Consider the following 18,733-nt stretch of genomic DNA (forward strand, 5'->3'; position numbering starts at 1 on the left):
TATTCACATATAAACTATAAACTATGAATGCAGGTTTTACGACCTTAGATTACATGATTTTTATTGCATACGCACTATTAATTATGAGTCTGGGTTTGTGGATTTCTCGCTCTAAAAAGGGGGTGGAGAAAGATTCGAAGGATTACTTTTTAGCAGGGGGAACGCTCTCATGGTGGGCCATTGGTGCCTCATTAATTGCAGCGAATATTTCTGCGGAACACTTTATTGGCATGTCCGGTTCCGGGTTTCGGATTGGATTGGGAATTGCTGCTTACGAGTGGATTGCCGCTCTGACACTCATATTGGTAGCCAAGTATTTGCTGCCTTTGATGATTGAAAAGAAGATTTACACCATGCCGCAATTGGCCAAGGAACGTTATGGAAAAGGCGTGAGCTTTTTCTTCTCTTTTTTCTGGTTGTTGGTGTATGTGTTTGTTAACCTGACCTCTGTAGCTTGGTTGGGCGCTCTGGCCATGGAGCAGATTTTGGGCTTTCCACGTGAGTATGGGGTGCCAGCCTTGCTTGTTTTTGCCGGTATTTACTCCATCTACGGTGGTTTGAAGGCCGTGGCCTGGACCGATGTGATTCAGGTGGTGTTTTTAGTGGGTGGTGGTTTAATTACTGCCTGGTTCGCTTTAGATGCTGTTGGCGGTGATACAGGTGGAGCCATTCAGGGCTTTGTGACTGTTTTGCAAAAAGTGCGGGAGGTGCCTTCCGATTTGCACTTCAACATGATAATTGACCGAAATCTGGATATTGATGGAACGGTCTTTAAAGATCTGCCCGGTTTGGCTGTTATTTTTGGTGCCATGTGGTTAACCAACCTGGGTTACTGGGGTTTTAACCAATACATCATTCAAAAAGGTCTGGCCGCTAAGAACCTGAAAGAAGCCAAAAAAGGTCTGATCTTTGGAGCTTATCTGAAAATTTTAATTCCGATTATCGTTATTATTCCAGGTATCACGGCTTATGTGTTGTTTAATCACCCTGATTTACAGCATACCCTGGTCGGTCTCGATGGAACCATTCAGGTGGCCGATGAGGCTTACCCCTGGTTGCTACGTAACTTTGCACCTGCTGGTATCAGAGGTCTTGCCTTTGCTGCGCTTGTAGCTGCTGTGGTTTCTTCGCTGGCCTCCATGCTGAATTCCACATCGACCATTTTTACGCTGGACATCTACCGGGATATGGTGAAGCCGAATGCATCAGAACATCAAATGGTTAAAGTCGGCCGTATCACAGCCTTTGTTGCTTTGGTGATTGCCATTATTTCTGCAAAACCCTTATTGGGCGGTTTGGATCAGGCCTTCCAATACATCCAGGAATACACCGGATTTATCTATCCGGGCGTTGTGGTGGTATTTGGTATGGGCCTTTTATGGAAACGTGCTACGAACCGAGCTGCTCTGTGGACCACCATTGCTACCATTCCGGCGGGTATCCTGATGAAGATTGCTTTGCCTGATTTGCCATTCATCATCCGGATGGGTTATGTCTGTATTGTGTTGATTACTTTGGCTGTAGTTTTGGTATTGACCGATAGTCATCAGGTTAAGGCCAAGCCGGTTTCAGAGAAACACCATGGCATGCTTACAAGAGCTGGCTGGTATTTTGGTATTGGTGCTGCAGTGACTTTCATCGCTGGTGTAATTTGGGGAACGCCTTTGTTTGATTTCAACCTTCTCAACCTTGGCTTCAATTCCATTTTCATGATGTCAGCGCTTCTTGTCTTCTTATCGATCATCATGTTTACCAATGCTTCATCCGGACGGCAGGATGATAAGGCCTATGATTTTGAGCCTGATTTGTTTGATACCGATGGCAAATTTGCTGCCGGAGCGTTTGGTATTGTATTGATTATTGTTGCACTTTATGCCTACTTCTGGTAGGTTCTGATAGTTCTTTAAAAGATTTGCCGGTTGATACCGGCAAATCTTTTTCTTCTTCTAGGGGCTTTTCTGCCTGCATAATTCTCTGCCGTTGACAGTTGTTTTCAATAGGAGGTGCCGATGCGCATCAATCATCGAAACTTAGCAAGCAACCAAGTCTTTCCAGGTATGTTAAATCAAGGGGTTCGAACGAAGAGAGATTCCGATGCCTAAAAACTTATTTGCTTCGGAACCTAGCATAGCGCAATTCCGGTTTTTGATGTAAGAGCAGAGTGATAGGCCGGCCTTTTAAACCTTGTTGCTTTTGGAATGAGCACGTAATAAAATCTTGTCATGTTAGAATCATTAAAATCAGAGGTGTGCCAGGCCAATTTGGATCTGGTAAAACACGGATTGGTTATTTTCACCTGGGGCAATGTGAGCGCCATCGACCGCGAGGCTGGTCTGGTAGTCATTAAACCCAGTGGTGTGGCTTACGATGGAATGAAGCCCGAGCAAATGGTGGTGGTGGATTTGGATGGAAAAGTGGTGGAGGGAAGTCTTAAGCCTTCATCTGATATGCCTACCCATGTCGCTCTGTACAATGCTTTTCCTGAAATTGGCGGGGTGGTTCATACCCATTCTACCTACGGCACTGCCTGGGCGCAGGCCGGTATTGATTTGCCCATCGTTGGCACCACACACGCCGATTACTTTGCCGATACCATACCGTGCACGCGCGATATGACGGAGGGTGAAGTCAAAGGGGACTATGAAAAGGAAACGGGGACGGTTATTATTGAACGTTTTGAAGGGTTGAATCCCAATCACATTCCCGGTGTTTTGGTAAAAAATCACGCCCCCTTTACCTGGGGTAAAGATGCGCATGATGCGGTTCACAACAGTGTGGTACTGGAGCAGGTCGCCAAAATGGCTTACATCGGAAAAATGCTGAATCCCGAAATGGGCATGAACGGACTGCTTACCAAAAAGCATTTTGAACGCAAGCATGGTAAGAACGCTTACTACGGTCAGTAGAGGGGGTACGGCCACCAGGCGTTGATAGCCTGTTACTGCCAATAATTGTTCCCGGTGGTTTTTAGCTTGTTTTACCTGAGTAATGGGATGCTCCCGGTTTTGTTGAAAGCCATAGGTCCTGTTTTCTCTGCAGGTTTGGCCCAGGTCGAATGTTGTTACCTTCTTAAATGATCGGGGAGCCTCATTCATTGACTTGGATACCGCATTAAGAGAAGTAACAGCGCGTTATTGAATATTGAACTTTTAAAGAATAATATTATGTCGGATAAAAAATATGTGATTGGTCTGGACTATGGTTCTGATTCTGCCAGAGCCGTGATTGTGGAAGCCATTTCAGGTGAAGAAGTGTCTTCTTCGGTAAAGCACTACCCGCGTTGGGTGGAGGGAAAATATTGTGATCCCGCTAAGGATCAGTACCGCCAGCATCCACTGGATTACATTGAAGTAATGGAGTTTATTATTAAGGATGCTTTGGCACAGGCAGGTGCGGGTGTAGCTGAAAATGTGGTGGGCATGTCGTTCGACACCACCGGCAGTACCCCTGTTTTTGTCAATGAGGAAGGTGTTCCTTTGTCGATGCTCCCGGCGTTTGCCGAGAACCCCAACGCCATGTTTGTGCTTTGGAAGGACCACACAGCCGTGAAAGAAGCAGCCGAGATTAACGAGTTGGCACGCCAATGGAAAATTGATTATACCCAATACGAAGGTGGAATTTACTCCTCCGAGTGGGTTTGGGCCAAAGCTCTGCATGTATTGCGGCAGGATGAGCAGGTGCGTAAAGCGGCTTATTCGTGGATCGAGCATTGCGACTGGATGCCGGCTTTGATTACCGGTAAGCAAAAGCTTCAGAGGTGGTTCGCAGTCGCTGTGCCGCAGGTCACAAGGCCATGTGGTTTGAAGGATGGAATGGTTTGCCGGAAGAGGAATTCTTAACGAAACTGGATCCCCTTTTGGCCGGTTACCGCGATCGCTTGTTTATGGACACCTATACCAGTGATGTTAAGGTGGGTAATCTGACACAGGAGTGGGCCGATCGTTTGGGTTTATCTACGCAGGTGGCCATTGGAGTGGGTGCTTTTGACTGTCACATGGGGGCCGTGGGTGGTGAGGTTACTCCCAATGTACTGGCCAGAGCCATTGGTACTTCTACTTGTGATATTATGATTGCGCCTTACGAGCAGATTGGCGACAAACTGATTGCCGGTATTTGTGGACAGGTAGACGGATCGGTTATGCCCGGTTATGTTGGTCTGGAGGCCGGGCAATCGGCATTTGGCGATTTGTATGCTTGGTTTAAGCGGGTAGTGGCATGGCCTTTGGAAAACATTTTATCGAATACCACGCTGGTGGATGCCGAGACACGGGCCAAACTGATCGATGAAACCATGGATCAGATCATTCCCAAGCTTTCAGAAGAAGCCATGAAAATTCCGGTGGAGGAATCGACCATTATTGCCGTGGACTGGATGAACGGTAGAAGAACCCCCGACGCCAGTCAGGAAGTCACCGGTTCCATTGCCGGCTTAAAGTTGGGAACTGATGCCCCGCGCATATTTAGAGCGATTGTGGAAGCCACTGCTTTTGGCTCCAAAGCATCGTGGATCGTTTTGCCCGTGAAGGGGTAGAGCTAAAAGGTATTATTGGTTTGGGTGGTGTGGCTAAAAAGTCGCCCTTTGTGATGCAAACCCTCGCTGATGTCCTTAATATGCCATTGAAAGTGGCCCGTACGGAGCAGACCTGCGCCTTTGGTGCGGCCATGTTTGCGTCGGTTGCTGCCGGTGTGCATTCTAAGGTGGAAGATGCGCAAAAAGCCATGGGAAAAGGTTTTGAGAAGGAGTACCAACCCATAGCTGCCAATGTGCAAGCCTATGCCGCCATTTATGAAAAGTATGCCCAATTAGGTGCCTTTACCGAAAAGGAGAAATACTAGGGTCCAAGGGCTTGAAATAAAAAGAGGTTGTCCAATCATTCCGGACAACCTCTTTTTATTTGCACTCCTTCCACCCGAGATTTTTTATAATATTCCAATCTCAGAGGTTAAAAAAAACTTTTTGGACAAGCTCGTTTTTTTAGGAATTGACATCAAAGGTTCTGCGACGCAGAATGAAGTCATCTCCTAAATACACCCTTCTTACATCGGGGTCTTCGGCCAATTCTTCGGCGCTGCCGGCCTTCATGATGTTTCCTTCAAAAAGCAGGTAGGCCCTGTCGGTGATGGACAGTGTTTCGTGAACGTTGTGGTCGGTAATCAGAATACCGATGTTTTTGTATTTCAGTTTGGCCACAATTTCCTGAATGTCGCGTACCGCAATTGGATCTACCCCTGCAAAGGGTTCATCCAGAAGGATGAACTTCGGGCTAATGGCCAGGGCTCTGGCAATCTCTGTGCGGCGGCGCTCTCCGCCCGACAGCTGTATGCCCTTGCTCTTTCGAATGTGGGTCAGACTAAACTCTTCCAGCAATTCTTCGGTCCGGTGCCTTTGATAATCTTTGGGATATTTGGTCATCTCCAGAATCGCCTTGATGTTGTCCTCCACGCTTAAATTTCGGAATACGCTGGCTTCCTGGGCGAGATAGCCTATTCCTTTTTGGGCACGTCGGTAGACCGGTTCATTGGTTATTTTTTCATCGTCCAGATAAATTTCCCCCTGATTGGGTGAAATCAGTCCGACCATCATATAAAAGGTGGTGGTTTTACCGGCCCCGTTGGGGCCAAGTAAACCAACAATTTCTCCCTGCTTTACTTCCACCGAAACGCCTTTAACGACTGTTCTGTTTTTGTAGCGTTTGACCAAGTTTTTGGTATGAAGCCTCAATCCTGAGTTGTTATCCATGCTGTTTGAATTTTATTGCGCAAATTCTTTTTCCTTCTTACGCTCTACTCTTTTAGCAATAATGATACCAGTTTCGTAAAGCAAAATGAGCGGAAAACACACCATGATCTGGCTGATCACATCGGGCGGTGTGATGATGGCCGCCACAGCAAGTATGAGTACAATGGCATGCTTCTGTATTTCTTCAGGAAGGCGGGCGTTACCAGACCCACCTTACTTAAAAAATAAATGAATACGGGCAGCTCAAACATGACCCCGCTGGCCAGAACGATGGATGACACCGTGGATACATAAGAGCCAAAGTTGATGATGTTTTCTACGCTTTCGCTCACCTGGTAGCTGCCTAAGAAAAAGACAGAAAGGGGGGCTATGATATAGTAGGCAAATAAAATACCCAATGAGAACAACACGCTGGCGGCAAATATGGCCCCTCTGCTGTGCTCAATCTCCTTTTCGTACAAAGCCGGCCGCACAAAACGCCAAAACTCATAAAAAATGTAGGGGAAAGCAGCCACTGCGCCTGCCACAAAGGCAATCCAAATGTGCATGGTGAACTGTCCCGACATGTTGATGTTCTGAAATTTCAACTGGGTCTGGTTGATGCACAAGGCTGGTAATTGCAGTATCTCTGATAGTTGACAAAGGTACTGATTGGTGAAAAAATCGGGTCGGCTGGGCCCCAAAAGAACCACATCAAACACGAAGTTTTTAAACACAAAGGCCAGAACGGCAAAAACTAATATGGCCAAAAATGAGCGAATGATATGCCACCTCAACTCTTCGAGGTGGTCAAGAAAGGTCATTTCCGGTGGCTGACTTTTACTCATAACTCCCAGTGCTTGGAATGTGTTTGTGGACAATATTTATGTTGCGAAGATAACGAGCTATTATTTATGGTGAAAATGTTTTGGGTATTATTGACGGTCCGGAAATAAAAATGCCTTTCAGAGGGCCCGAAAATGACCTTTGTTTTTCAATATTTCTGGCAGCAAGAGGAGCGTTTCTTTATTTCTGAAACCGGCCTTTTGGCCAAGACCAATTGATTCCTAAAAGGCAGATTCTCCCATTATAATTCGCTTTCTATGCAGAGAGCTATGATCTGCTGTCAAAAAAAATGCTTTCTTCAACATTTCTTTTTATTATTGTATGGCTTTACATCGGCATGATCTTCTGCCTTTTTAATAATCTATTAACCTAAAGATCTATTTTTTTTATTTAATACTTATAACCATGACTTTACTGATAATTGCTGCCGTCTTGGCACTTTTGGCGCTGCTGCTCTATAACGGGCTGATTAGAAAAAAGAATGAAGTGGAAAACGCCTTTGGCGGCATGGATGTTCAGCTGAAGAAACGCTATGATTTGATTCCCAATATTGTGGCCACCGTTCAGCAATATGCCAGTCACGAAAGAGAGCTGCTTGAGAAGGTGACCAAATTGCGGGCCCAGGCCGTGTCGGGGGATTTGTCCAATGATGAAAAGGTGGCGGTCGATAACCAAATTTCCGGTGCCATCAGGGGAATCATGGTCGCCGTGGAGAATTATCCGGATTTGAAAGCCAGTGAAAACTTCCTGAATCTTCAGCGGACACTCAATGAAGTGGAATCGCAAATCTCTGCTTCCCGCCGGGCCTATAATGCGGCAGTCACCGATTACAACAACGGCGTAGAAACTTTTCCGGCAAATTTAATGGCCGGTATGATGGGGCTTCAGCGTAAACCCGTCTTCGAAATACCGGAAGCAGAAAGAGCCAATGTGAATGTAAAAGATTTGTTTAATGGATAGCGTTATAGAAGGCGGCCAGCTCTCCGAGATCTATCAAAAGGCCATAAAACCCCGGATTGGAGAATTGACCCGCATTCGGGAAAAAGCCCAAAAAGCTGTTTATTACGGGGTGGCAGCTGTTGTGCTGCTCATTATTTTTATTGTTTTAATAAGTAACGGTGCTTCCATGGCCATTGCCGGACTGGTGTTGTCGGTTATTGGCCTCATCGTTGTTATAGTGAAAGGGCAAAAGGCCTGGAAGCTTTATCATACCGGATTCAAAGAACAGGTGGTACGGGAGGTTGTTAAGGTGGTGAATCCCGATTGGGCTTATCACCCACAGGATGATTGACAGTTCCGTTTATGCCCAGAGTGATTTGTTTAGAAAGTCGGTGGATCGCTACAAGGGGGATGATTTGGTCCAGGGGGTTTTGGACAAGACCGATTTTGAGTGTTCCGAGCTGCATACGCAATACAAAGAAGTAACCACGGATAGCAAGGGGCGCCGGCAGGAGCGGTGGGTAACCATTTTTAAGGGCCTCTTTTTTCATGCCGATTTCAACAAGGACTTCATTGGGCGCACCTATGTGTCGCCCGATACCGCAGAGCGCCTGCTGGGCAAATTTGGCCGTCGCTTTCAAAAAATTTCTGGTCCCGCCCCCCTCGTCGTATTGGAAAATGTGGAATTCGAAAAGGCCTTTGTGGTGCATGCCACCGATCAGATAGAGGCGCGATACATCCTTACGCCCACTATAATGGAGGCCATGCTTCGAATCAAGCAGCTCTACGACTGTCAGGTACATTTCTCCTTTGTCGGGTCCAGAGTTTATTGTGCCCTGGGCATGAATAAGGCCCTTTTTGAACCGAAGTTGTTCGGACCGGTGATCAAGCTGCACGAAATGGAGGATATGTATCATCTCTTTAAAGTGAACGAGGTGATTATTCGCGAACTGAATTTGAATACCCGGATATGGACCAAAGTCTAAGGACAGAGAATCCGACCAGTGATCCACAAATAGGACCAACTTAACTTGTTTTATTGACTTACTTCGAACTTCGTTCCATATAATTTGGGGGGGCAATGGGCAGCAATGATAAAAAAATACAACATGCGCTTCTTTAAAAGGTTTTGTCTGCTTTTGTCATCCATTCTGGTGTTCGGCTTATTCCTGGCCTGTGATCCGTTTGGCACGCAGTTGACCCAGGAGGATGTCACTTACTACATTTCAGAGGGTGCATCGCCTGCGCCCGGCAGGGATACGCTTGAAGTGATGACCTGGAATTTAAAGTTCGGCGGTGGCCGCATCGAATTTTTCTTCGATTGCTTTGGCGACCGGGTGGTGATGACATCTGATGAGGTGCAGGGGCACCTCGAAGGCATAACTGCTTTCATCAATGAAACCCAACCGGATATTTTGATGGTGCAGGAGGTGGATGTACAAAGCAAGCGATCGGCCTTTGTTGATCAGGTGCAATGGGTGCTGGACCATACCGAATTTCAATATGCCTTTTATACCCCCCAGTGGAAGGCTTCTTATATTCCTTCGGATGGACTGGGGCGGATGAATTCGGGTCTGGCGATATTCAGTCGCTGGCCGATATCGGAAGGCCGGAGAATGGCTTTGCCCCTCATTGGTGAGCAAAGTTGTCTGGTTCAATATTTTTACCTGAAGCGCTGCCTTCAGACTTGTGTGGTGGATATCCATGGCCAAAAAATTACCTTGTTAAATACCCACACGGCCGCCTATGCCCAGGATGGCACCAAAAAGAAGCAGCTGGATTTAATTTTTGAGCGTCTGCAAGATTTGGCCAGCAGGGGAGAGCCTTTTATTTTTGCCGGTGATTTGAATGCCCTGCCCCCGGGCACCACTCAAACCAAAGGTTTCCCCGATTCCGTTTGTCCCCCCGGCGAGTTTGAGGCCGATGACTACTCAGCCGAGACCGATTGGCTCAGTCCGTTCTACGGGGCGTTTTCCTCCGCGGTTCCCCTGTCCGATTATCAGCGCAACAATGCCCCCTATTTTACACATACGGTGGATGGCATTGGCCGCTGGAACCGCAAGCTGGACTACCTGTTTACCAACCGCACATTTGTTGATGAATCTGATGTGACGTATCAGTCTTTTGAAGCTGGTGGCTTCGATACCTTTGGCTTGTCGGATCATTGTCCCTTAAGCGTGAATTACGTCCTTAAATAAGGGAGCTCACGGTCCTTACTCCACTTTATTATCCTCCTAAAGAGGATTTAATAAAATTTCACATTTGGAAATTTTTGAAGCTTCCGTTTGTAATTCAGCTTAAGTTATTGTAAATTAAGTCGGTATTGAATCAAATGGAAGGCCGGCCGGACAGGGCTTATACTGCTATTAAACACTAAATCAGATGCTCCTAGTATGGAACAAAAGCCGTACTTTTGCCGGCTGTAAATGGTATTAGTAAAACAGTTACATTATGGCAGATAAATCAAATCAACCGCTGTTCAGCGATTTTGCCCCTGTGAGTACACAGGAGTGGATGGACAAGATAACAGCGGATCTTAAGGGGGCGGACTTCGAAAAGAAGCTCGTTTGGAGAACCAACGAAGGGTTCAGTGTGCGTCCTTTTTACCGTGAAGAGGATCTGAAACAGGTCCAATACCTGGATTCGCTACCGGGCGAGTTTCCTTACGTCCGTGGCACCAAAACCTCCAACAAATGGCTGGTACGCCAGGATGTGGTGGTTAAAGATGCCGCAACGGCCAATGAAAAGGCGCTGGTATTGCTGACCAAAGGGATTAACTCATTGGGTTTTCAGTTCGAAGATGAAGCACTCATTAGTGCAGAGAACATCCAGGTGCTTTTGAAAAACATCATCTCGGATGATGTGGAGCTTAACTTCTCTACGCAGCATGGCAACGACAAGTTGTTGAAACTGGTCGTGGAAACCTTGAAGTCGCAGAACCGCAACCTGGAAACGGTGAAGGGTTCCATTAACCTGGATCCCATTGGAAATCTAACCATTGATGGCCGCTTGTGCGAAAGCGTTGAAAAAACCATGGACTTTGTCGCTGAAGTCGTGAAAGAAGGCAAAAAAGTGCCGGCTTTTCAGGTAGTGAATGTGAATGGCCGATATTTTGGCAACGCGGGATCTTCTATTGTTCAGGAACTGGCCTTTGCTTTATCAGCCGGTAACGAGTACCTCTCGCAGCTGACCGATCGTGGTTTGAGCATCAACGAGGCCGCTAAATCATTGCGCTTTACTTTCAGCGTGGGCTCCAACTTCTTTATGGAGATTGCCAAATTGCGCGCCGGACGTATGCTGTGGGCGACCATCGTCAATGCTTACAAGCCTGCAGGCAACGAAGCGACCAAAATGGTGGTGCATTGTGAGACTTCTGAGTTCAATAAAACCATATACGATCCCTATGTGAACATGCTTCGCACGCAAACCGAAGCCATGTCTGCTGCCCTGGGCTCTTGTCACTCCTTGACGGTACAGCCTTTCGACAAGGTTTTCCGCACGCCCAACGAGTTCAGCGAGCGCATCGCCCGCAACCAACAGTTGCTGCTGAAGGAAGAATCTTACCTGAGCATGATCGTTGATCCGGGTGCAGGTAGTTATTACATCGAAAATCTGACAGATAGCATCGCCCGCGAAGCCTGGAAACTCTTTGTGGAGATCGAGGAAAAGGGTGGTTACCTGAGTGCTTTGAAAGCGGGAACCATTCAAGCACAGATTAAAGCTTCAGCCACCGAGAAATCAAAGGCTTTTGCCAGTCGCAAAGAAATATTCCTGGGTACCAACCAGTATCCCAATGCCGCAGAAACCATGGCCGATGCCATTGAAGCAGGGGTGGTTGCCCGTCCCAAAGCCGAGGCTGGTGACGTGGAGCCCATTCAGCTTTTCAGAGGCGCAGAGGCCTTTGAGGCCTTGCGCTTAGCGACAGAAAAATCAGCTAAACGTCCCAAAGTATTTATGTTGACCTATGGCCATTTGGCCATGCGTTTGGCCCGTTCTCAGTTCTCTGCCAATTTCTTTGGCTGTGCCGGTTACGAAATCATCGACAATCTTGGCTTTGCCACGGTTGAAGAAGGTGTTGAGGCCGCCTTGAAAGCCAAAGCGGACATTGTTGTGCTGTGTTCTTCCGACGAGGAATACACCAATGCGGCACCTGCAGCCTTTGAAAAACTCAATGGTAAGGCGCAGTTTGTGGTGGCCGGTGCCCCTGCTTGTATGGACGAATTAAAGTCCAAAGGCATCGAGCATTTTGTGCATGTCCGCAGCAATGTGTTGGAGACACTGCAAGGGTTTAATAATGTTTTAGGAGTTTAGTTAATCGCTAACGGGTTCAAACCCTCAGCGAAAAAAAGATAAAAATATGAAACCGGATTTTTCAAAAATATCCTTTCAAAAAGAGCCTTGTGGCGCTAATGCTGCTGACTGGGCCAAGAAAAACGGGATTAAAAAAGATTGGGTTACGCCGGAGCGTATCCCCGTTAAGCCTGTTTACACCAAAGAGGATTTGGCCGGCATGGAGCATTTGAACTATGCTGCAGGTTTGCCTCCTTATCTGCGTGGACCTTATTCGGGTATGTACGCCATGCGTCCATGGACCATCCGTCAGTATGCCGGATTTTCCACCGCTGAAGAGTCTAACGCTTTTTACCGTCGTAACCTGGCAGCCGGTCAAAAAGGTCTTTCAGTTGCCTTTGACCTGGCCACGCACCGCGGTTACGATTCTGATCACGAGCGTGTTGTGGGTGATGTGGGTAAGGCCGGTGTGGCCATCGACTCCATCCTGGATATGAAAGTCTTGTTCGATGGTATTCCCCTGGATAAGATGTCTGTCTCCATGACCATGAACGGTGCTGTATTGCCTGTTTTGGCTTTTTACATTGTGGCCGGACTGGAGCAGGGGTGTAAGCTGGAAGATATGGCTGGTACCATTCAGAACGATATTCTGAAGGAGTTTATGGTGCGTAACACCTACATCTATCCGCCGGAATTTTCGATGAAGGTGATTGCCGACATTTTTGAGTACACCTCTAAGAACATGCCTAAGTTTAACAGCATCTCCATCTCGGGCTATCACATGCAAGAGGCGGGGGCCACTGCTGATATTGAACTGGCTTATACGCTGGCCGATGGTCTGGAGTACCTGCGTGCAGGTGTGAATGCCGGCATGAGTGTGGATTCTTTTGCACCGCGCTTGTCCTTTTTCTGGGCCGTGGGCATGAACCACTTCATGGAGATTGCCAAAATGCGTGCTGGTCGTATGTTATGGGCCAAGATTGTGAATAAATTCAATCCCAAGAATGCCAAGTCGCTGGCACTGCGTACGCACTCGCAGACTTCAGGGTGGTCGCTCACCGAGCAGGATCCTTTCAACAATGTGGGTCGTACTTGTATTGAGGCCATGGCTGCGACTTTGGGACATACCCAATCCTTGCACACCAACGCTTTGGATGAGGCCATTGCTTTGCCCACCGATTTCTCGGCACGTATTGCCCGTAATACACAGATTTACATTCAGGAAGAAACCCAGATTTGTCGCGGTGTTGACCCCTGGGCCGGATCCTATTATGTGGAGTCGCTGACCAATGAGCTGGCCGAAAAGGCCTGGGCTTTGATCGAGGAAGTGGAAGAAATGGGCGGTATGGCCAAAGCCATCGAAACCGGATTGCCTAAAATGCGCATTGAAGAAGCAGCCGCCCGTACACAGGCCAAAATTGACAGTGGCAAGCAGGTGATTGTGGGTACCAACCGTTTCCGTTTAGAAAAGGAAGATCCCATTGATATTTTGGACATCGACAATACCGCTGTGCGCAAGTCACAAATCGAGCGCCTGAAAAAACTCAGAGCCGAGCGCAACGAAGCAGAAGTACAAGCTGCCTTGAAGGCCATCACCAAATGTGTGGAGACCGGCCAGGGCAACCTTTTGGAGTTGGCGGTTGATGCTGCTCAAAAGCGGGCTTCTTTGGGTGAGATTTCTTATGCATGTGAAACGGTTGTAGGAAGATATAAAGCTGTGATACGATCCATAAGTGGAGTTTATTCTTCAGAGGCTGGTGACGACAGCGTGTTTGAAAAGGCACAGTCGCTGGCCCGTCAGTTCGCTGAGGTAGAAGGCCGTCAGCCCCGTATTATGATCGCCAAAATGGGACAGGATGGTCACGACCGCGGCGCCAAAGTAGTGGCTACCGGTTATGCCGACATCGGTTTTGATGTGGACATGGGACCTTTGTTCCAGACACCCGCCGAAGCTGCCAAGCAAGCCGTTGAAAACGATGTACATGTTTTAGGCGTTTCTTCATTGGCTGCTGGTCACAAGACCCTTGTTCCACAGGTCATCGAAGAACTGAAAAATCTGGGCCGTGAAGACATCATGGTCATCGCCGGAGGTGTTATCCCTCACCAGGATTACCAGTATCTGTACGATTGCGGTGTAGTTGGGATTTTTGGTCCCGGTACCTCCGTAGCTCAAGCAGGCGTAGATATTTTGAGCCTCCTTCTGCAGATGCGTGAAGCATAGATTTTTTATAAAGTAAATAATAAAGGGATTGCCTTCATTGGGCAGTCCCTTTTTTCTAAGTCGCCCGGTTTTTCTCTACAACAGAAATGAATGCCTTCTCCCGGCCATCAGGTTTGGCCTTTTTCCTACGGTTATTAACGCTTGGTTTATAGGTAAACCCGTTTTCGCCCGCTCAAAGTACCTTTGTTTTCTCCCTGGGTTTCGGTAATTCAGTCTCTTAACATCATATTGTGCTTTTCCGAGGATTAAGGCCTTGTCGTGTTCAGCGCTTCAGACCATTACATCTTTTTTATGTGTTCAATTGATACTGTTCTCAGCCCTTCAGAATTTGGTTTCTGCTTTAAATGGTCCATTTCTTCTGTGTTTACTGTTTCAAAACTTCGTTATTTCGTTAGGCGCTCAATCGGTAAAGTTGTATCGGCAAAGTTTGAGGTGTGATTTTACCTTCAGCCTGGTTGGTATTCATTGCTTTTTGTTGTTTTCAGCGTTCCAGACTTTCAATTCTGCTTTTTGTGGTCATTATCCTCTGTTTGAGTATCTCCGCCGAAATTCACAACGCCATAATTTCTGCTTTTAAACATTTTGGGTTAATTGTTTTTTTTATCTACTTTGGTTCACGTAAATTCCTTGACAATTTTTGTAAACCGCAACCCTGTTTTACATGGCCCTTTTGAGTACATACCCTGTTATTCATCCCGAGAAAATGCGCAGAACTCTCGAGATTGATTTGGCTATTAAGGGCAGTGACTTATACCATACAGAATACCATCAAGCCCTCCTTAAAGCCTTCACAAAATCCATGGGGATGAAAGGCCTGAGTCGGGCCACACAAAACATATACCTGAAAGCCTTTAAAGGATTTTTATCCCACCACTTCGATTCAGATATTAACACCCTCCGTTACCGTGAGCTTTTGCGCTATGTCAAAGCGCAAGGCATGATAATGCACCCCACAAGGCTTAAACAAACCGTTTCCGCCATAAAGTTTTACTATGAGCGCACACTGGGGCGCGAAAAAATGTTCTTCGCCCTGGCGAAGAACAAAGAGGCCTCGTTGTTCACGCTCTACCTGCCATTTTACGACCTGGAAAAACGAGTCCATGGCATAGACTCGCCCGGCGACAAGTTGCTTCTTTTCCTGGTTTACCATGCCAATTTCAAACTGAGTGATATTTGCAGACTACGAAAGGAAGCCAAGGATATGTTTGAACACCATTTTCGCATGCCTGGCAACGATGAACGAGCCATACAATATTTCCGGAGGTTGGTAACGGAATGTAATAAGCAATATCGCCAAACCACTTATTTATTTGAGAACAATGGTCACGCATACAACACAAGCACCCTAAAAAGTAAACTTTTTCGGATATTGGGCCGTTACAGGATGGAGGATATCTACCGGATACAGTATCAACAGATTCTCAAGGGGACAGATTTTCCCCTCAGAACCCGCGCCATGTACCTCAGCGCCTTCATGAAGTTTTTGAAGCATTTCAATTATAAACATCCGGTCTTTGTCACTGATGGCGACATCCGGGCCTATATCGCCTTGCACCGCAAGAAATCCTCTGCCCATCAGAATACCATGATCAGCAGCTTCAAATTCTTTTTTCACAAGGTGCACAAGCTTCCCGTTTCACCCCAAACGTTGGTGCGTCCCCGCAATGACAGGCATGTGTCCGATTATTTCTCTGAGTCGGAGATAGCCGCCATGCTGGGCACCACCGACAACCTCAAACACAAATTGCTGTTAGAGTTGGGCTGCATAAGCAATCTACGCCAACAGGAAATTCAAAACCTGAGACTGGTCGACATTGATTTTAAACGCAACCAGCTATATTTAAAAGCGTCGGAGGGCAAGCGCAGCCGCTATTCCTTGTTTTCACAACATCTGCATGATTTGCTAAGGACCTACCTGATCGTTCATAAGCCAAAAATATATCTTTTTGAAGGCCAAAGGCCCGGCATGAAATGCAGCACCACCAGTATATCAGCCATCCTAAAAAAGATGGCTAAAGCAGCAGGCATACAAGGCAAAGTACCCATGCAAATGCTTCATCAAAGCTTTGCCACCCATTCACCTGAAGTCAATAAAGACATCGTTTACAGGCAAGAACTGCCAATACCAGGATATGAAAGCATCAAAACCACTGACCGACACAACCACTTTTCAGGTGGTGCCCTGCTCAACCTGAAAAATCCGCCCGGTCGTTCGGGAGTCCAAATAAGCATCAAAGCGAACAGAAATCACGGTCCGCCCTAGCTCAAAACTACCCGCAAAACTATTGCTGATTGCACGAAGCCTAGGCGAGAACTGCTACAAAAAAAAGGCACTTAGTAAATAATTGTTTGTTCGTCTGAAACATAGTCTCCTTACCAAAACACCCCCTGCGTCATGGGACTCAGGCCAACGAAGTTATGTCCAAAGTCAACAAAATAAAAAAAATAGCACTAAATCGCTCAACTAATAATATATTTGAACAACACATTACAAAAACCAAACAATTGCAGTTAATCCCAACCCAAATCCAATCATATTTAACCATAAATACAGCCACCATGAAACCCAGTCCCCACCACCAACCAAATGTATCCAAAAAAGCAATACACACGTTAAATCAATCACTTACACCCCCAAGCCTCCCCACAATATAATAGTCATAAACACAATGCGTTTATGGAGGCGTTATGGGCAAGCTAAAGAGACGATAGACCACTACAAAATTTAAAATATGAGTGAACTAAAAATTGCATTTCTTAATGTTGGACACGGAGATTTCTGCTACTGTGAAACTCCTAATTCTGAAAATATGATAATTGATTGTGGTTCTGAAAAGGATGCAGTTGTTCCATCTGAATTTCTAAAGAAAGTCTCAACTATCAATGAATTGCAGATATCACATCCTCATACTGACCACTTTCTTGACATTGAAGAAATTTCTAAAAAAGAAATAAAATCTTTTCGATGTCCAAACCCAAATTCATTTGAGAATAGCAAAATTGGATGGAAGAAGTCTGATGAGAGTAAAATAAAGAAATTAAAAGAATTATATAGGACAATAAAACCTGATGACGGTGCTGTCCAAATAACCAATGGTTTTGGACATTGGTTGTATTACCCTTCCTTTGACAAAACAGACCCAAATACTTCGAGTATAATTACTATCCTCTCATACAAGAATGATAAGGTTCTTATGGCTGGTGATTTAATGGCTACTGGTTGGGAGGAAATGCTTAAGAATAAGGACTTTCTTAATGCTATTAAAGGGACAACTGTCTTAAAAGCATCACATCATGGGAGAGAAAATGGATTTTGCGGTGCTCTTTTTGACCATATATCACCAAGTATCTGTATAATCTCGGACAAGTCATTAGATAAGGATAACGAAAATACAAGTTGCACAGATAAATATACAAAGGCTGTTAAAGACGGTGGCGGTGGCATTGAGTTTTTTAGGACGTTAGATGGAGTAAGTGTTGGTACAAGATATGTGCTAACAACACGGAATGATAATTCTATTTTTATTAAAATATCAGCATCTGGATTATACATTAAAACACATACGAATTGGGAATAATATGGCACAAAAAATAATATGTATTGACCTTGATGGCACGCTTGCTCACTACGAGGAATGGAAAGGTGAAACTTACTTTGGTGATGCAATAGAGGGTGCCAAGGAGGCACTGCAAAAGTTGAAGGAAAATGACTGGTTGATAATTATTTTTACAACAAGAACGAATACGGAACTTATTACAAAGTTCTTAAATGACAATAAACTTGAATTTGATTACATAAATGAAAATCCACATCAGCCTGAGAACGCGATTGGAGGAAAACCATATGCAGATGTTTATGTAGATGATAGAGCAATTCAGTTTAATGGTGATTGGGAGGAAATTGTGAAATGTATTGATGATTTCAAGCCTTGGGAACTTAGAACAAATCAAAATCATGAGTCAAAATACGGAAATGAGTTATTAAGCCATGACTTTGACCAAAGCTACCAACAATTAAGACATTATGATTCTTTAAACTGGGACATAACTAAATTTAGTTTTATTGAATTATTACTTGGGATAACGGCAGTGTGGGCAATTTATGGTTTTGCCAAAGATTCAGATAATGTTAACACTTTAGTCGCAATAAATTATCAATGGTTAATTCCAAGCATATTTGGTGTTAGTTATATTTTTTCTCTATTAGCCTCTTTTCTAATTTCACGCAATAGGGTTTATTATGCAAAAACTGCCAGATATATAAATGAACATAGAAAATTAGCCCTTAAACATAAGCCATTTGGATTTGAAAACGCCACCAGGTTTTATACAAATACAAATTTCCCTCCAGCATTCGATAAATGGAGTACGCAATTGGTTTGCTTCTATGTAATACAACTTGTAAGTGCTTTTATGTTCGGAGCAATGATTTATTGTATAAGTGCAATGTGTTTTGAAAAAGTCGTAGTTCATTATTTATCAGGAATAATTGGAGGGATAATCTCAATTTTACTGAATTTTTGGATTTATATCTCATACATGAAAAAACAAGATAATCAATTAGGAACATAAAGCCAGCCCATAACACGCAATATACGTAAGCCGGGGGATGTGGGTAAATTGAACTTTTGTACATTTACTCAAATTCGCAACGGTTTGACAGGTTGGAGCTTCGAAATCCCGGCCTCCGCATATTGCCACCGTTAACGCCAAACCCA

At 45.4% G+C, this 18,733-nt stretch carries 13 protein-coding genes and 2 pseudogenes; 13 read left to right on the forward strand and 2 right to left on the reverse strand.

Translation table 11 applies throughout. The features are described 5' to 3' along the window. Positions 1 to 23 precede the first annotated feature (23 nt). The 4 genes and pseudogenes from JCM15548_RS05995 to JCM15548_RS23190 all read left to right on the forward strand — a co-directional run bounded on the left by JCM15548_RS05995 (position 24) and on the right by JCM15548_RS23190 (position 4,836). A complete protein-coding gene (locus JCM15548_RS05995; RefSeq protein ID WP_062123347.1) occupies positions 24 to 1,889 on the forward strand; it encodes a sodium:solute symporter family transporter in 1,866 nt (621 codons plus the stop codon). Positions 1,890 to 2,222: 333 nt separating this feature from the next. After that, positions 2,223 to 2,906 carry an L-ribulose-5-phosphate 4-epimerase gene (locus tag JCM15548_RS06000; protein ID WP_062123349.1) on the forward strand — a complete coding sequence of 228 codons (684 nt, stop codon included), beginning with the start codon at positions 2,223 to 2,225 and terminating at the stop codon, positions 2,904 to 2,906. 258 nt (positions 2,907 to 3,164) lie between these two features. Further along, a complete protein-coding gene (locus JCM15548_RS23185; protein ID WP_227625519.1) occupies positions 3,165 to 3,839 on the forward strand; it encodes a hypothetical protein in 675 nt (224 codons plus the stop codon). Between the two features lie 227 nt (positions 3,840 to 4,066). Beyond that, positions 4,067 to 4,836 (forward strand): annotated as a pseudogene (locus tag JCM15548_RS23190) (FGGY-family carbohydrate kinase). 139 nt (positions 4,837 to 4,975) lie between these two features. Here the strand turns inward: JCM15548_RS23190 and lptB are convergent. After that, positions 4,976 to 5,740, reverse strand: coding sequence for an LPS export ABC transporter ATP-binding protein (gene lptB / locus JCM15548_RS06010; RefSeq protein ID WP_062123352.1), 765 nt, complete (start codon positions 5,738 to 5,740; stop codon positions 4,976 to 4,978). 12 nt (positions 5,741 to 5,752) lie between these two features. After that, positions 5,753 to 6,567 (reverse strand): annotated as a pseudogene (gene tatC / locus JCM15548_RS06015) (twin-arginine translocase subunit TatC). Positions 6,568 to 6,970: 403 nt separating this feature from the next. Here tatC and JCM15548_RS06020 point away from each other — a divergent pair. From JCM15548_RS06020 to JCM15548_RS06060, 9 genes are all read left to right on the forward strand, one after another. Further along, positions 6,971 to 7,525: a LemA family protein gene (locus tag JCM15548_RS06020; RefSeq protein ID WP_062123354.1), complete on the forward strand. Its 555-nt coding sequence runs from the start codon at positions 6,971 to 6,973 to the stop codon at positions 7,523 to 7,525. Next, positions 7,518 to 7,856, forward strand: coding sequence for a hypothetical protein (locus JCM15548_RS06025; RefSeq protein ID WP_062123356.1), 339 nt, complete (start codon positions 7,518 to 7,520; stop codon positions 7,854 to 7,856). The genes JCM15548_RS06020 and JCM15548_RS06025 overlap by 8 nt, the downstream gene beginning before the upstream one ends. After that, positions 7,849 to 8,490, forward strand: coding sequence for a DUF3137 domain-containing protein (locus tag JCM15548_RS06030; protein ID WP_062123361.1), 642 nt, complete (start codon positions 7,849 to 7,851; stop codon positions 8,488 to 8,490). The genes JCM15548_RS06025 and JCM15548_RS06030 overlap by 8 nt, the downstream gene beginning before the upstream one ends. Before the next feature lie 123 nt (positions 8,491 to 8,613). Beyond that, the gene (locus JCM15548_RS06035) at positions 8,614 to 9,702 is read left to right on the forward strand and encodes an endonuclease/exonuclease/phosphatase family protein (RefSeq protein WP_062123364.1); all 1,089 of its coding nucleotides are present in this window, start codon (positions 8,614 to 8,616) and stop codon (positions 9,700 to 9,702) included. 253 nt (positions 9,703 to 9,955) lie between these two features. Beyond that, on the forward strand, positions 9,956 to 11,815 hold the full coding sequence (mutA, locus tag JCM15548_RS06040) for a methylmalonyl-CoA mutase small subunit (RefSeq protein ID WP_062123367.1): 1,860 nt from the start codon (positions 9,956 to 9,958) through the stop codon (positions 11,813 to 11,815). A 46-nt stretch (positions 11,816 to 11,861) separates the two neighbouring features. Next, positions 11,862 to 14,015, forward strand: a complete 2,154-nt coding sequence (gene scpA, locus JCM15548_RS06045) for a methylmalonyl-CoA mutase (protein ID WP_062123370.1) — start codon at positions 11,862 to 11,864, stop codon at positions 14,013 to 14,015. Positions 14,016 to 14,718: 703 nt separating this feature from the next. Beyond that, positions 14,719 to 16,278, forward strand: a complete 1,560-nt coding sequence (locus tag JCM15548_RS06050; RefSeq protein ID WP_162198179.1) for a site-specific integrase — start codon at positions 14,719 to 14,721, stop codon at positions 16,276 to 16,278. Between the two features lie 469 nt (positions 16,279 to 16,747). Continuing rightward, the gene (locus tag JCM15548_RS06055; protein ID WP_062123376.1) at positions 16,748 to 17,593 is read left to right on the forward strand and encodes a ComEC/Rec2 family competence protein; all 846 of its coding nucleotides are present in this window, start codon (positions 16,748 to 16,750) and stop codon (positions 17,591 to 17,593) included. Position 17,594: 1 nt separating this feature from the next. Next, entirely contained in the window at positions 17,595 to 18,587 is a 993-nt protein-coding gene (locus tag JCM15548_RS06060) for an HAD family hydrolase (RefSeq protein ID WP_062123378.1), read from the forward strand. Positions 18,588 to 18,733: the final 146 nt, after the last annotated feature.

This window comes from Geofilum rubicundum JCM 15548 (assembly GCF_000974365.1).
In the GTDB taxonomy this organism is placed as follows: Bacteria; Bacteroidota; Bacteroidia; order Bacteroidales; family Marinilabiliaceae; genus Geofilum; species Geofilum rubicundum.

Excerpts from the sequence above, each read along its gene's own strand:
- JCM15548_RS06025 (WP_062123356.1), top strand. The coding sequence starts at position 7,518 with ATGGATAGCGTTATAGAAGGCGGCCAGCTCTCCGAGATCTATCAAAAG.
- JCM15548_RS06000 (WP_062123349.1), top strand. The coding sequence starts at position 2,223 with ATGTTAGAATCATTAAAATCAGAGGTGTGCCAGGCCAATTTGGATCTG.
- JCM15548_RS05995 (WP_062123347.1), top strand. The coding sequence starts at position 24 with ATGAATGCAGGTTTTACGACCTTAGATTACATGATTTTTATTGCATAC.
- JCM15548_RS06030 (WP_062123361.1), top strand. The coding sequence starts at position 7,849 with ATGATTGACAGTTCCGTTTATGCCCAGAGTGATTTGTTTAGAAAGTCG.
- scpA (WP_062123370.1), top strand. The coding sequence starts at position 11,862 with ATGAAACCGGATTTTTCAAAAATATCCTTTCAAAAAGAGCCTTGTGGC.
- JCM15548_RS06020 (WP_062123354.1), top strand. The coding sequence starts at position 6,971 with ATGACTTTACTGATAATTGCTGCCGTCTTGGCACTTTTGGCGCTGCTG.
- JCM15548_RS06055 (WP_062123376.1), top strand. The coding sequence starts at position 16,748 with ATGAGTGAACTAAAAATTGCATTTCTTAATGTTGGACACGGAGATTTC.
- mutA (WP_062123367.1), top strand. The coding sequence starts at position 9,956 with ATGGCAGATAAATCAAATCAACCGCTGTTCAGCGATTTTGCCCCTGTG.
- JCM15548_RS06035 (WP_062123364.1), top strand. The coding sequence starts at position 8,614 with ATGCGCTTCTTTAAAAGGTTTTGTCTGCTTTTGTCATCCATTCTGGTG.
- lptB (WP_062123352.1), bottom strand. The coding sequence starts at position 5,740 with ATGGATAACAACTCAGGATTGAGGCTTCATACCAAAAACTTGGTCAAA.
- JCM15548_RS06060 (WP_062123378.1), top strand. The coding sequence starts at position 17,595 with ATGGCACAAAAAATAATATGTATTGACCTTGATGGCACGCTTGCTCAC.
- JCM15548_RS23185 (WP_227625519.1), top strand. The coding sequence starts at position 3,165 with ATGTCGGATAAAAAATATGTGATTGGTCTGGACTATGGTTCTGATTCT.
- JCM15548_RS06050 (WP_162198179.1), top strand. The coding sequence starts at position 14,719 with ATGCGCAGAACTCTCGAGATTGATTTGGCTATTAAGGGCAGTGACTTA.